The 13,843-nt window shown below is 34.1% G+C and carries 13 protein-coding genes; 2 read left to right on the top strand and 11 right to left on the bottom strand.

Going from position 1 to position 13,843, the window contains the following annotated elements:
* Nucleotides 1-334: 334 nt before the first annotated feature.
* The gene (locus AC6CH4_RS11995) at nucleotides 335-1,393 is read left to right on the top strand and encodes a sensor histidine kinase (RefSeq protein ID WP_498103279.1); all 1,059 of its coding nucleotides are present in this window, start codon (nucleotides 335-337) and stop codon (nucleotides 1,391-1,393) included.
* 61 nt (nucleotides 1,394-1,454) lie between these two features.
* Nucleotides 1,455-2,168 carry a LytR/AlgR family response regulator transcription factor gene (locus AC6CH4_RS11990; RefSeq protein ID WP_498103277.1) on the top strand — a complete coding sequence of 238 codons (714 nt, stop codon included), beginning with the start codon at nucleotides 1,455-1,457 and terminating at the stop codon, nucleotides 2,166-2,168.
* Between the two features lie 267 nt (nucleotides 2,169-2,435).
* Here the strand turns inward: AC6CH4_RS11990 and nagB are convergent, their stop codons facing one another.
* The 11 genes from nagB to AC6CH4_RS11935 all read right to left on the bottom strand — a co-directional run bounded on the left by nagB (nucleotide 2,436) and on the right by AC6CH4_RS11935 (nucleotide 13,686).
* Entirely contained in the window at nucleotides 2,436-4,349 is a 1,914-nt protein-coding gene (nagB, locus tag AC6CH4_RS11985; protein ID WP_498103275.1) for a glucosamine-6-phosphate deaminase, read from the bottom strand.
* 218 nt (nucleotides 4,350-4,567) lie between these two features.
* On the bottom strand, nucleotides 4,568-6,982 hold the full coding sequence (locus AC6CH4_RS11980) for a TonB-dependent siderophore receptor (RefSeq protein WP_498103273.1): 2,415 nt from the start codon (nucleotides 6,980-6,982) through the stop codon (nucleotides 4,568-4,570).
* 192 nt (nucleotides 6,983-7,174) lie between these two features.
* Nucleotides 7,175-8,389 carry an MFS transporter gene (locus tag AC6CH4_RS11975; RefSeq protein WP_498103271.1) on the bottom strand — a complete coding sequence of 405 codons (1,215 nt, stop codon included), beginning with the start codon at nucleotides 8,387-8,389 and terminating at the stop codon, nucleotides 7,175-7,177.
* A gap of 63 nt (nucleotides 8,390-8,452) precedes the next feature.
* A complete protein-coding gene (locus tag AC6CH4_RS11970; protein ID WP_498103269.1) occupies nucleotides 8,453-9,034 on the bottom strand; it encodes a TetR/AcrR family transcriptional regulator in 582 nt (193 codons plus the stop codon).
* Nucleotides 9,035-9,118: 84 nt separating this feature from the next.
* Complete coding sequence (locus tag AC6CH4_RS11965; RefSeq protein WP_498103267.1) at nucleotides 9,119-10,204, bottom strand: NAD(P)H-dependent flavin oxidoreductase; 1,086 nt, start codon at nucleotides 10,202-10,204, stop codon at nucleotides 9,119-9,121.
* Nucleotides 10,205-10,220: 16 nt separating this feature from the next.
* Nucleotides 10,221-10,703 carry a nuclear transport factor 2 family protein gene (locus AC6CH4_RS11960; RefSeq protein ID WP_498103265.1) on the bottom strand — a complete coding sequence of 161 codons (483 nt, stop codon included), beginning with the start codon at nucleotides 10,701-10,703 and terminating at the stop codon, nucleotides 10,221-10,223.
* 80 nt (nucleotides 10,704-10,783) lie between these two features.
* Nucleotides 10,784-11,269, bottom strand: coding sequence for a cupin domain-containing protein (locus tag AC6CH4_RS11955; protein WP_498103263.1), 486 nt, complete (start codon nucleotides 11,267-11,269; stop codon nucleotides 10,784-10,786).
* A 68-nt stretch (nucleotides 11,270-11,337) separates the two neighbouring features.
* Nucleotides 11,338-12,096, bottom strand: a complete 759-nt coding sequence (locus AC6CH4_RS11950) for a type 1 glutamine amidotransferase domain-containing protein (protein ID WP_498103261.1) — start codon at nucleotides 12,094-12,096, stop codon at nucleotides 11,338-11,340.
* Between the two features lie 72 nt (nucleotides 12,097-12,168).
* The gene (locus AC6CH4_RS11945) at nucleotides 12,169-12,903 is read right to left on the bottom strand and encodes an SDR family NAD(P)-dependent oxidoreductase (protein ID WP_498103259.1); all 735 of its coding nucleotides are present in this window, start codon (nucleotides 12,901-12,903) and stop codon (nucleotides 12,169-12,171) included.
* A gap of 5 nt (nucleotides 12,904-12,908) precedes the next feature.
* A complete protein-coding gene (locus tag AC6CH4_RS11940) occupies nucleotides 12,909-13,127 on the bottom strand; it encodes a tautomerase family protein (RefSeq protein WP_140506601.1) in 219 nt (72 codons plus the stop codon).
* A 4-nt stretch (nucleotides 13,128-13,131) separates the two neighbouring features.
* The gene (locus AC6CH4_RS11935; RefSeq protein WP_498103257.1) at nucleotides 13,132-13,686 is read right to left on the bottom strand and encodes a YceI family protein; all 555 of its coding nucleotides are present in this window, start codon (nucleotides 13,684-13,686) and stop codon (nucleotides 13,132-13,134) included.
* Between the last annotated feature and the right edge of the window lie 157 nt (nucleotides 13,687-13,843).

The following is a 13,843-nucleotide window of genomic DNA, read 5'->3' as shown; positions in this document are numbered from 1 at the left end:
CTAATTCTAAATTGATTTTAGAATCCTAAGGAAAAACTTGTTGATGACGCGATATTGTTTCTTTGTTAACATGACTATATTGTTTTTTATGCAAATTGATTTAGTGAAGAAAACAGGATTAAAAAAAATCATGTCGACTTTTATTTTTGTACACTTTTATTTTACAACTTGCAAGCAGAATTAGTACTAAAATAAAAGACCGATTTCTTCAAATAAAAACAATCTTAATTTAACTCTAAATCTAAACAAATTTGATTTTCAGTAAAACTATTTTAGACGGACGACATATAAACGAAGATAAACATCAAAAAAAGTCACAAAAAACACTCCTATTATGAATTTCAATTCTGGCAAACTTTATCGTATACCGTTGCGTTATCATGTCCTTTTTTGGCTTACCTACTTTTTATTTAATACTTTTCGCTGGGGAAGCTATTTCAATGATTACTGGTATTCCTTAAAAACAAATTTACTGGGTTTTCCTATTCACATGACTTTATGTTATCTGAATATTTTGATTTTTATGCCTTATCTGGTTTATAGAAAAAAGTATTTTCTGTATGTAGTTGCAATTCTATCCTCTATTTTTTTAATGGTGATTATAAAATACAACCTTACCTACTTATTAATAGCGCATAACGTTTGGCCAGAAGGACCGGAGGCCATAAGCAAACTAACACTCAATTACAGTATTGAGATGATGATGGGAGAATTGTATGTAATCACTTTTGTGGCAGCAATTAAAATCACCTACGATCTTTTGAAAGAACAAAAAAGAGTTACGGATCTTGAAAAATCACAACTGGAAACAGAATTGCTTTTTTTGAAGTCGCAAATTTCTCCACATTTCTTCTTTAATACACTGAACAACATTTATTCTCTATCTGTTGAGAAATCTAACAAAACGCCAAAAGTTGTTATAAAGCTTTCTGAATTAATGCGTTATATGCTGTATGACACCAAAAGTAAAAGACAAACTTTAGAAAATGAAATATTGTGTATTCAGAATTATCTGGATCTCGAAAGGATTAGAAATGATGATCGATTAGAAATAAACATGTCAATTTCCGGTGATATTCATGATAAGGAAATTGCCCCAATAATATTATTGACCTTTATTGAAAATGCCTTTAAACATGGTGTAAACAGAAATACCGGTAAAGTAATAATCAATATTAACTTTAAAGTAAAAGGCGATTATTTACATTTTACGATTTCGAACCCAATGCCAGAAATTACGCATCATTCAGATAATTTTAACCAGTCGAGTGGTATAGGAATTGAAAATGTCAAAAAAAGACTGGAATTAGGTTATAATAAAAATGAGTACAAACTTTCTTTTACAAATAAAAAGAATATTTTTGTCGTAAAGCTGAAGATTAAAGTCACTTAATACAGCTTAGTGTAAAGAAAAACCACCAAAATTATTTCGCTCAAAAATAATATTTATAAAGATGAAAATAAATTGTTTAATAATAGATGATGAGCCATTGGCAATTAATGTCATTAAAAATTATTTAGAGCCAATTGAAAATTTTGAGGTAATCAACACTTTTAGCAATCCAATAGAAGGTTTAAATTTTTTGAAAAACAATAATGTTGATGTTATCTTTCTGGACATTAACATGCCCGTTCTTGACGGCATCAATTTTATAAAAAGTCTTGAAAATCCACCGCTACTTATTATTACAAGTGCTTACAGCCAATTTGCTATTGAAACTTACGAACTTGATGTTTTAGATTATCTGGTAAAACCTATTGAATTCCCAAGATTAATGAAAGCTTTAAATAAAGTAAGTAAAAGGCTTGGAAATAAAAACAATAGCCCACAGGAAAATAGCCCAGAAAGTCCTTTTATTTTTGTAAAAATTGATAAGAAGAGAATGAAGAAGATTTTCTTTAATGAAATTTTAGTCATAGAAAGTTTAAAAGATTATTTAAAAATAAGCACCCTAACAGGCAAATATATTATTCACAGCACTTTATCCGATTTCACCGATTTACTTCCGGAAAGAAACTTTTTAAGAATACACAGATCGTATACCATCGCTATTGATAAAATCGACGCTGTTGAAGGAAACAGCATTGAAATTGAAGGTCTTAGATATGTAATTGGCAGATCGTATATGGATCATGTGAAACAAAGAATTTTGAATTCTTCGATTTAGAAATACAGTTTTTCGTGCTGTTTGTCATCCTGAGGAACGAAGGATCACACTAGTAGCTCGACAAAGATTGGCGACTATAGGAGCGGAATTTCTTGTGCGATCCTTCGTTCCTCAGGATGACAAGATTGCGAAAAACTTCTAACATTTAACATCTCACAAATAACTTTCATATAAAAAAATGCAGCCTAACCAGGGCTGCATTTTCAAAAATTGGTAACTAACCACCAAATAAACCACATGAAAATAGTTTATTATATTTTAATCAATCTAAAAATAATAACGTTTAAAAGCTTCGATAGCCGAATAATCTGCTAATCCTAAAGCGTGATATTTTTCTGCTGTTAATCTGTTTCTGTCTTCTACTCTTACCCAAAATTCTCTGCTGTCATCTCCCTGAAACATCACTCCGTCTTTTTGAGATTGGTGATAAAATATCGCATGACGTTTCTTAAGAACCTGATCAGGGCTCATTGGGACTGCCATTTCAATTTGGTACGATTCCCATTCATGCCAGGCTCCACGGTATAACCAAACCCAGCAATCATCCATATAGCTTTTGTGTTTCAATCGTTTTAAAGCTTCAAACAAACTGTCCAGGCACACTTTATGCGTTCCGTGTGGATCTGCTAAATCTCCGGCTGCGTAAATTTGGTGTGGTTTGATTCTTTCGATAATATCACACATAATTTCGATATCCGCTTCGCCAAGATTATTCTTCTTCACTGTTCCGGTTTCGTAAAACGGAAGATCAAGGAAATTTACATTTGAATCCGGTAATCCTAAATAACGTGTTGCGGCTAAAGATTCACTTCTTCTGATCAAACCTTTTAATTTTCTAACTTCTAATGAATCAATATCATTGCTTTTTTTGCTTTTCAGGAAGTTGATAATATTTTCTGACTCCGTTGAATTGCTATTTAATGCTTTCGAAATCTCAGCAAATTTTAAAGCCTCTTCATTAGAAACTGCAATATTTCCCGAAGTCTGATAAGCAATATGAACATCATGACCCTGCTCTACAAGTCGGTCAAAAGTTCCTCCCATCGAAATAACATCATCATCCGGATGTGGACTGAAAATTATAATTCTTTTTCTTTCCGGAGTGGCACGTTCTGGTCTGTAAGTATCATCTGCATTTGGTTTTCCACCCGGCCAGCCTGTGATCGTTTGCTGCATTTTATTAAACATCTTAATGTTTAAATGATATGCAGTTCCTTCCTCAGTTAAAACACTCGACATTCCGTTATCGTTATAATCTTTGTCTGTCAGTTTCAGGAAAGGTTTTTTAGTCAATTCGCTCAACCAGGCAACGGCTTTCAATTTTAATTCTTCTGTCCAGATTACCGATTTTACTAACCAAGGCGTTTTTACTCTGGTTAATTCTGATGAAGCTTCTGTATCTAAAACAAATGTAGTGTTGTTGTGTTGTTGCAAATAAGTTGCAGGTACTCTTGAAGAAATTTCGCCTTCGATCGTCTTTTTAATGATTTCTGCTTTGCTGATTCCCCAACCAAGCAATACAATTCTTTTGGCATTTTTTACGGTGCCAATTCCCATTGTAATGGCTTTTCTTGGTACATTATCGATACCTAAAAACGAAGAAGCTGCATCTACTCTGGTCAAATGATCAAGCGTAATACTTCTCGTTCCTGAATTAACGTGAGAACCCGGTTCATTGAATCCGATATGGCCTGTTCTTCCAATTCCCAAAAGCTGAAAATCCAATCCGCCGTAATCTTTAATCTTCATTTCGTAATCAATGCAATATTGCTGAAGATCTTCACTGCTGACATTTCCGTCGGGAATATTAATATTTTGAGGTAATATATTCACATGATCAAAAAGATGTTCGTGCATAAAGTGCCAGTAACTCTGAATATTGTTTTTATCCATTGGATAATATTCATCTAAATTGAAAGTGACCACATTAGCAAAACTCAATCCTTCTTCTTTATGAAGTCTTACTAATTCTTCGTATACTTTTACAGGAGAAGATCCTGTTGCCAAACCTAAAACACAAGGTTCGTTTAGTTCTTCTTTTCTTTGAATTATATTGGCAATTTCCTGAGCTACTAATATCGAAGCTTCCTGAGACGATTCAAAAATTACATTATGAATCTTCTCAAAACGGGTTTCTTCAAACTTTCCGGCTTCTTTAAAATTGATGGTTTCTTTAATCATTTGTGTTTTGTCATTTAATTAGTCAGGATAAAATTAAATATTACATATTCTAAACAATAAAAAATTCGACAGATGACTTCTAACCTTCGGCAAAAAGCATAAATCGAAACTTAAAGAAAATTTTCAACTGTAGATAAATAATAAAAGGGATTAATTTATTGGTAATGAATTAATCCCTTTTATGTATTCTGAAATAGCCTTAACAGCTATAAAGAAGCCTAAAACTTAAATGTCACATTTGCAGTAACACGGGTTGGATTTTGGGCTGCAAGCCTGTATGACCAGTATTTTTCATTAGTTAAGTTGTCAATTTTAAGACCAATTCTATATTTTGGCTGATCGTAAAAAAGAGATGCATCTAAAACTGTGTAAGATGGAATTGAGAATTTGAAAGTTGTTGTGTTCGTCTGATAATATTCACTTCCGTAGATACCTCCAAAACCAATTCCTAAACCTTGTGCGCGACCTGTAACCAATCTGTAACTTGCCCATAAATTAGCCGTTCTCGGCGATCCCGCGGTAGTCGGCCTTAGCCCCTGAACACTCGCATTACTCTTTTCATACTTACTGTCATTATAAGTATAACCTGCCACAATATTTAATCCTGAAATTGGATTGGCAATCAATTCGGCCTCAAAACCTTTACTCACCTGCGTTCCATCCTGAATTGAAAAATTAGCATGATCCGGATCATCACGTGTTATGTTTGTCACAGCAATATCATAATAACTTAAAGTTGCTGATATTTTATTAAGATCGAATTTAAAACCACCTTCCCATTGATTGGCCTGATTTGGTTTGAAAGTATTCCCATCAAAATCAGAACCTGAAACGTTACTAAAACCATTCATGTAATTACCAAAAGCAGCAACTTTATCTTTCACAATTTGGTAAACTACACCAAATTTTGGAGATACTGCTGTCTGATTGTAGTTTCCTGCAATCGAATCTTTGCTAGGATAATAAGTACCGTGATTCTCATATTTATCAATACGAACCCCCCCCATGACTAATAATTTATCGGTTACATTTAAAACATCAGAAACATAAGCGCTGTAAGTATCTTCATCGTTAGACACATAATTTGTAAAAGTGGCATTCGCAAACATTGGTTCCACCTTTTGGACATTAAAGTTATCATAAGCTGCACCTGGCTTCTTATAATCCATTGCAGGCATATTAACTATTGCATCGTTTCTGGTAGCGCGCAGACTGTAAAAATCGAAACCGGCTACTACTCTGTTTTTTAGCTTGCCAATATTAAATTTTCCGATAAAATTTTGCTGAATATCCGTTCCGTAAAATGGTGATTCCTGATAGGTTACCTGTTGTCTCAATGTTGTAGGCGATCTCATTTGCAAAGCCACAACATAACCATCAGAGGATGATCTTGTTCTCGACAAAATAGTTTGAGACGTCCATTCATCAGATATTTTATACAGTAACTGTGCAAAAATATTGTATTGCTGACTCGTGTAATTGATGGTGTTATTAGCAAAGGATAATTTATAAGGAATATCAAGTTCCTCAATACTGCTTTGTGTATTTGCAACTACAAACGGTGCCAGTCTGGTTGGCGAAGTTGCTTTGTACATACTAAATTCGGCATCAATTAAAAGAGTTAATCTATCATTGATTTCGTAGGAGAAACTTGGTGCAATTGAAAAGTTTTTATTGAATCCTGCATCCTGAAAACTTCTTTCGCTATGCAAAGCCGTGTTGATTCTAAACAAAGCTGTTTTGTCCTCATTTAGTGGTGTATTAATATCAAATGTCAGTCGGTTCAAATCCCAACTTGCAGCAGAATAGGAAACTTCACCTTTAAAGGTATCAAAAGGTTTTTTGGTAACACGATTAAATAATCCGCCAAATGATGATAATGTACTTCCGAAAAGGGTTGCAGATGGCCCTTTGATAACCTCGATACGCTCTAAGTTTGAAGGGTCAATTGTAGTGTAGGTAAAACTTCCAACACCGTTTCTAACCACCTGTGGAGTTGGAAAACCTCTAGAAATTGAAGTAGTACGTCCCTGGTTTCTTACTTCGGCAATACCGGCTCCGGGAACATTTTTAAAAGCACTATTATAGTCTGTTACGACCTGCTCTTTCATTAATTCCTTACTTACAACGATATAAACTTGTGAGTTTTCGATGTTTTTTAAAGGCATTTTAGCCACATCAATACTCTCTTTTTTAGCAAAACGATTTCCTCCTGTGCGGATTACAACATCTTCCAGATTTTGAACAGATGAATTTACTTTGATATCAATTGAAACTGATGGATTTTGCTCAGTAATCTCAATAGTTTCGGTTGAAGATTCGTAACCGGACATCGTAACTTCTAAAGTATATTTTCCAAAAGGAACTTTTTTAAACTCAAAATTACCGGCCGAATTGGTCACTGCATTTTTATTTGTTTCTATTAATTTCACAATTACACCCTGACTGGCATTTCCGTCATTTGTAATTACGCTACCTGAAATTGATCCCGCAGATGCTGTCTGAGCCTGAACAAATCCAGCATTAAATAATAAAAACATCAGCAATACTGGTGCTGATGTTCCTTGTAAACCTGCTATTTTTTTATTGGAAGATTTTATAAAATCGAAAATTAAGAGTAATACTGCTTTCATGCTTTATATTTATTTAAACTGATTCTAAATTAAAGCGCAAAAGAACAATATATTTCTAAATATATCAACAGTAACTTGTTATTTTTTTAAATAAATTTTGATCAAAAATTTCGTGAGAACACTATTTAAATTGTGTATTAAACATATTTTATTGAATAAAAAAGAGCCTGTTTAAGCAAGCTCTTTCACTATTTATGCTCTAACTGTCGCTGCTACAGCACTTCTCGATCTATATCTATTAAAGACTATAAAAATAAAACCCATAATAAATAGTAACGAAATGTTTGCTGTCCCAAGCAATACTTGACTTTTAACGGCATATAAATTAACAAATCCATAGCTGAAGACTGAGCTGACCATATAAGTAGCACCACCTGTAAGTCCACTTGCTATACCTGCATTTTTTGAAAAACGACTTAAACAGTATCCGTAAATAACATTAAAGATAAAACCCCCACAGACATTCAACCCCATTGTAAAACCAATTACTGTATAGATATTGCTTTCAAACTGTGCCGTAAATATCATTAGTAAAACTAACGTAAGTTGTACAGAAACCGCAATTGATACTTTTTTTGCCAAAGGTTTATGAATAAGAGATTTCGCAATGATACCGCCTGTCATCACAGACAAACCGGACAATAAAGAACTATAACCCGTTGTAATAGCAGAATACCCAAATACGCGTTCTATAATAAAAGGGCTAACCAAATTATAGATTACCACTAAACCAAAACAAATACCGAGGATTACGATTCCTAATGTAAAATCGGCTGTTTTTAGCATACCTGAATAAGTTTGCGCAATAGATTTTAATTTAAACGGATGAAAATATTTTAACGATTCTCCACTATAAAAAAGTTCCAAAACCAGAAAAAGTAATGATAATCCACCAAGGAAATAAAAATTAGATCTCCAGCCAAAAAGATTTTGCAGATAACCTCCTAAAAACGGAGCCATAATTGGCGCGCAGGCCCAAATGATCGAAAATAAACTGATATAGCTTTTTAATTTGTCACCTGAATACAGATCGACAAAGTAAGCACGTTTCGAGACTACAATAAAGGCAATTGCAATTCCCTGAATGATACGCATGGCGTATATAACATAAATATTAGGCACAAAAGCAATAACAAAACTTGTCAATGAAAAGACAGCCAATGAGGCAATGCTGATTTTAAAACGCCCAAAACTATCTAAAATACTACCTATAAAAATCTGGCTTACACCTAAACTGAACATGAAAAAGACTAACGAAAGCTGAATGGCGCCAGCTGTTACATTTAAGTCTTTTGCCATGGCAGGAAGCGACGGTAAATAAATATCTGTTGCAAATCCGGATAGCGGTATAAGTGCCAGGGCTAAAAGGGTGCTGAAACCTTTATGGTTTTCTTGTAAATTTCTCATTTTGTAAAAATTATCTATTATTAAAATAGACCAATCGGTCTAAAATTATTTAAAAAAAATATGTTATAAAACATATCTTTCAAATTCATTTTTGATGCTGTCCAAAACGATATTCATTTGATTATTGTTTCCAAATATTTTTCGGCACAAAACAGCGCCTTCTATCATGGCGAAAGTCCTGATACTAAAATGTTCCGGATTTATTTCTGACGACAATTCCTTATTCTGAATACCGTCTTCAACTATGTTGAAAAATCTTTTCTGAGCAGAAAGAATTGCTTTTTTTACCTGTTCTCTCATAATTGGATTTGTGTCATCGGCTTCTGTTCCAAAATTCAAAATCGGACAACCTTCTACCATATTTTTGTCATTGCCATAAACATCCAGCAAATTAAAAAGCTTCTCTTTAGCAGATTTACCTTTAGAAACAGCTATATCTAATTTGGAAGCTAATTGTGTCCTTAGATATAAAAAAGACTCCATACAGATTTCCTCTTTATTTTCAAAATTACCATAGATACCACCTTTAGCCAACTTTGTAGCTTCCATTATATCACTCAAAGAAGTACCCGCCATGCCTTTCTTATTAATAAGAGGTGCCGACGTTTCAATTATAAATTGTCTGGTTCGTTCTGCTTTACTCATGATTTCCAAATTCTAAGTTGCAAATATAGACCGAGCGGTCTTTATTTCAAAACTTTTTAACTATAATTTAAAAATGAATTTCGGTTACGCCTTTAAATTATCAAAATAAGCCGTTGTTTCTTCAATTAAGGAATGCATCAATTCAGTGGCTTTAGTATGTTTTAAAATGGGTGCAATTTGTCCTCCCCAAAATAAAATCATATCCCATTTTTCCTGATCCAGGGCTGCTTTACGCAAAGGAGACATGAAAGTAGTTTGTAATGGAAATGGCAAAATATCACTTTCTTTTCCCATAATTTCTTTAGCAATTCTGCTCGTTAATCCACGTCCCAATCTTCCTGTATAGGCGCGTGATAAAGTAGAATATTTCGCTGCATCTGAGAACAACATTTGTTTATGGATTGGTAATGCATTCGATTCGTCAACAGCCAGAAAAGCAGTCCCGATTTGCGCTGCACTTGCTCCCAAAGCTAATGCCGCTGCGACTCCTTTTCCATTTGCAATTCCGCCAGCTGCAATAACCGGAATTTTTACTTTCTCCCGAATTAACTGCAACAAAACAAAAGTTCCGTTTAAAGAGCTTTCTGCCGAAGCTAAAAAGGAAGGTCGGTGTCCGCCAGCTTCAAAACCGGATGCGATAATCATATCAACACCTGAATTTTCTAAAAAAATGGCTTCGTCAACAGTTGTTGCTGCTCCAACTGTTACAATACCGAATTTTCGGCATTGTTCTAAAACATCAGCCGGTAATGCACCAAACATAAAACTGAATACTTTTGGGCGAACATCTAAAATAACGTCCAACTGATTTTCGAATCTGGATTGAAAGGAAGCTGGTTTTTCCGGTAACGGAATTCCTGCTTCATCAAAATAAGGTTTAAATAATTCCTTTGCTTTATTGAATTGTTCATCTGTTAAACCACCTTCAGGAATATCATGATCAGAAACCCAAAGATTAATGTTATACGGTTTATCAGTTGCGGCTTTTATTTGTTTATCAACCTCAAAAATTTCCTGAGGTGTCATTGTATAGGCACCATAACCGCCAAGTCCGCCAGCATTTGAAACGGCTGCGGTTAAGGCTACAGAGGATAGATTACCTCCAAATGGTCCTTGTAATATTGGGTATTGAATTCCAAGTAATTCTGTTGCTTTTGTATTGTACCACATGACTTTACTTTTAAAGTTATTCACTTACATTGGTCAGCATTTTATTGACAATATACCATTTGCCATTAATCTTATGGAAAGATAAAAAATCCCGATAATTAAACTCGTACATTTTTAAATTAATCTCCGCCATCGCAATTGAATTTACGACTTTTATATTCAGAATTTCGCCTTTAAAAGGTTTGCCTGAATCTTTCGGACTTTGTCTGTTTTTCACACCATTCAAATAAAGATCGGCTGTTTTAAAGTACGGCTGCCCGTTTACATCTCCATAAACTAATGTTCCTGGATAAAAAATACTTTCCAACAGTATGGCATCTCCTTCATAAATGCCTTTAAAATAATAATTTTCTATCGCATCTGTGATTGCCTCTGTGTCTGAATTATGATTTTTCATTGTGTTATTGTTTTGTGCTTTTATACCCTGTACATTATAGAGCATTAAAGCGATTACTAAAATTACTTTTGATATTAACAATTTTGATTTTTGCAGTTTCATGATTTTTAAGTTTATAATTACACTACAAATTTCAAGAGAAACAGCGAGAAGAGTACGTGATCTACATCACTTAAATAGTATTATTTAGATTTTATTCTCGGATCAAATTGCTTATCCAGATAGTCTAAACCAAGAGGACCTATGGCATATACCTGAGTAATATATTCGCCCGATTTAGCAAGATGAAAATGAGGAGTATTTCCCGGTAATACCACTACTGAACCAGGCGGATAGGCTTTTAAATTATTTTCATCATACTTGTCGCCTATTCCGATATAAAAGATACCTGAAACTACCGTATAAATCCTGTCTTCAGGATGTAGATGTGGCATTATCTTTTCGCCGTTGGGTACTTTTACCCGAACAATAAAGGGTTCTGTTTTAGTTGGATTACCCACTAAAATGGCCAGTTTTACTTTTTCAGGAAAAGCTGGAAATGAATTCCAGACTATATTTTCCGGATTTATAAAATTAAATTGTTTAGTACTTAGTCCTTGTGCAGCACTTAGGTTAGCAAAAATAAAAGATAGTGCTAAGATACTATTAAAGAATACTTTATATCTCATAACGAATCTATTTAAATATTAAAAAAAGATTTGGTACAGCTGTTTTTCAAACCATACCAAATCATTACTTATTTTATTTTTGATAATAATTTAGTAGCTACTTCTTCAGAAGATTGTGGATTTTGACCTGTCAATAATAAGCCATCTTCTACTACATAAGAACCCCAATCAGAACCCTGAGAATATTTACCTCCACGTTCTTTTAATTTATCTTCCAGTAAAAAAGGAACCACTTTGGTTAATCCGACAGCTGCCTCTTCAGTGTTAGTAAAACCTGTTACTTTTTTTCCGGCTATCAGATATTTTCCGCTTTTGTCTTTAACATTTACCAAAGCTGCAGGTGCATGACATACAAAAGCGATTGGTTTGCTATTATTGTAAAAATCCTGAATAAGTTTTATCGAATTTTTATCAGTAGCCAAATCCCACATTGGACCGTGACCTCCCGGGTAGAAGACTGCTTTGAAATCCTTTTGTTTTACACTGGTAATTTTCACTGTACTTGCCAATGCATTTTGTGCCTTTTGATCTGCATAAAAGCGTTTAGTTGCCGGAGTTTGAAATGACGGATCATTACTTTTGGGATCAATCGGAGCCTGTCCACCATTTGGAGTAGCAATTACGACTTCAATTCCTTTATCTAAAAAGTAAAAATAAGGTGTTGCAAATTCTTCAATCCATGAACCGGTTAATTCCCCAGTGTCACCTAATTTATTGTGTGAAGTTAAAACAAACAATACTTTTGTTTTTTTGTTCTCCTGCGCAATAACCGCAAGATTACTTATTGCAAAAAGAGCAATAAATACTGATTTCATTATATTTTTCATTTTTCTTATTATTTATGCTTCAACACTTTATATTGCTACAAAGCATTGAAGCAGTTATTATTCTTTTTTAAATTAATTTAAGTTGTGACCAGCTGCTTTCCCACCATCAACATTGATAATTGATCCGGTAATGAAAGTGCTTTTTGCTACGGTATAAACCATTTCGGCAACATCATCAATCTCTCCTACTCTGTTTAATAAATGCAGACCTGCATTCTGATCGGCTTTATCACCATGCATTGGAGTTCTGATAACGCCCGGAGCAACAGTATTAAAACGAATGTTTTGTTTCCCAAATTCTGCAGCCAATTGAATGGTTAAAGCATGAATTGCACCTTTACTTGCAACCGGAGCCGAAGCTGGCCACCCACCTAATCCGTGGTTCACCAAAGGCGTTCCGATATTAATTACAACACCATCTTTTTGTTTCAACATTTGAGGAACAACGGCTTGGGTAGTAAAATAAGTTCCTTTAAGATTTGTTGTTAAAAATTTATCCAGATAGGCTTCATCAACTTCTAAAAAGGGTTTGCTGTCAAATATTCCGGCATTGTTCACTAATACATCAACAGAACCAAATTTCTCAAGTGCAATTTTCACCAGTTGCTCTCCAGTGTTTTTATCGCTGATATCTCCGGCATACATTGCCAGATTATCTCCTGCCCCAAATTCGTTGTAAGCAATTTCTAATGATGCTGGAGTTACTGAATTGATTACTACATTATCGCCTCTGTCTAAAAAGTATTTAGCGATTCCTTTTCCTATACCAGATGCTGCACCTGTTACGATTATTGTTTGTTTTTTCATGATACTTATTTTTTATCGGCAGTTATGCCTTTTTCTCTTAATACTGATACTTGTTCTCCTGCGTAACCCCAATCGTCTAATTCAATTTCCTGAATTACTACGTGAGTTAAGTGCGGATCTTTGTTTAATACTTCTGTAATCAGATTGGTTATACCGCTGATTAATTCCTGTTTTTGCTCGCGAGTTACGCCTTCGCGGGTCAATTCGATTTTTACGTAAGGCATGGCTTTAGTTTTTAGATTGTTCTGAAAATATGGCCTCGGCAGTGATATTAAAATCTAGTTCGAAGTCATTGTAAATTAAGGTGTCTCCTAAATCTTTGAAGAAATTCCCTGAACGGAATCTGATGTCGTATTTAGTACGATCAATTACCAGTTTACCTGAAAGTGTAATTGCATTTCTGTTGTTTTCAACCGTTGCTTCAAAACCAACAACGTGTGTAATATCTTTTATGGTAAGATTACCTTCAAGATAATAAGTGCTGTCTGATACTTCTCTAACAGTAAGAATATCAAAAGAGGCAGTAGGAAATTTTTCGATTGAGAAAAAATCATCTGAGGCAAGATGACCCGCGAATTGCGCGTTTGTAGCCGGATCTGTTACATCCAGAATTTTAATTGAAGAAGTGTTGATGACAACATTACCTTCTTTTATTATTCCATCATTAAAGACGAAATTACCTTCTTTGATACCAATTGTACCATTATGAGCACCGGTAACTTTTCTACCAGTCCATTCTACGTTGCTATTTGAGCTTACGATTTTAAAATTTGTTGTTTCCATTTTTATTGTATTTAAAAGTACAATACAAAGGAACGGCGACTATCAAAATTGGTTACGTGATGTAGATCACATTCTGATTTGGGGGTTAAATCATGATTATAATAGGCTTATTTCACGCGGATTTTTAGTTTTTATATACGTTGTCTTTTTAATCTCG

This window comes from Flavobacterium sp. GQ95 (genome assembly GCF_059758655.1).
This window is presented reverse-complemented; position numbering and strand designations above follow the sequence as displayed.

Coding starts and splice junctions, on each gene's coding strand:
- nagB (WP_498103275.1), bottom strand. CDS start 4,349: ATGATTAAAGAAACCATCAATTTTAAAGAAGCCGGAAAGTTTGAAGAA.
- AC6CH4_RS11940 (WP_140506601.1), bottom strand. CDS start 13,127: ATGCCTTACGTAAAAATCGAATTGACCCGCGAAGGCGTAACTCGCGAG.
- AC6CH4_RS11955 (WP_498103263.1), bottom strand. CDS start 11,269: ATGAGATATAAAGTATTCTTTAATAGTATCTTAGCACTATCTTTTATT.
- AC6CH4_RS11980 (WP_498103273.1), bottom strand. CDS start 6,982: ATGAAAGCAGTATTACTCTTAATTTTCGATTTTATAAAATCTTCCAAT.
- AC6CH4_RS11990 (WP_498103277.1), top strand. CDS start 1,455: ATGAAAATAAATTGTTTAATAATAGATGATGAGCCATTGGCAATTAAT.
- AC6CH4_RS11950 (WP_498103261.1), bottom strand. CDS start 12,096: ATGAAAAATATAATGAAATCAGTATTTATTGCTCTTTTTGCAATAAGT.
- AC6CH4_RS11945 (WP_498103259.1), bottom strand. CDS start 12,903: ATGAAAAAACAAACAATAATCGTAACAGGTGCAGCATCTGGTATAGGA.
- AC6CH4_RS11960 (WP_498103265.1), bottom strand. CDS start 10,703: ATGAAACTGCAAAAATCAAAATTGTTAATATCAAAAGTAATTTTAGTA.
- AC6CH4_RS11995 (WP_498103279.1), top strand. CDS start 335: ATGAATTTCAATTCTGGCAAACTTTATCGTATACCGTTGCGTTATCAT.
- AC6CH4_RS11965 (WP_498103267.1), bottom strand. CDS start 10,204: ATGTGGTACAATACAAAAGCAACAGAATTACTTGGAATTCAATACCCA.
- AC6CH4_RS11970 (WP_498103269.1), bottom strand. CDS start 9,034: ATGAGTAAAGCAGAACGAACCAGACAATTTATAATTGAAACGTCGGCA.
- AC6CH4_RS11935 (WP_498103257.1), bottom strand. CDS start 13,686: ATGGAAACAACAAATTTTAAAATCGTAAGCTCAAATAGCAACGTAGAA.
- AC6CH4_RS11975 (WP_498103271.1), bottom strand. CDS start 8,389: ATGAGAAATTTACAAGAAAACCATAAAGGTTTCAGCACCCTTTTAGCC.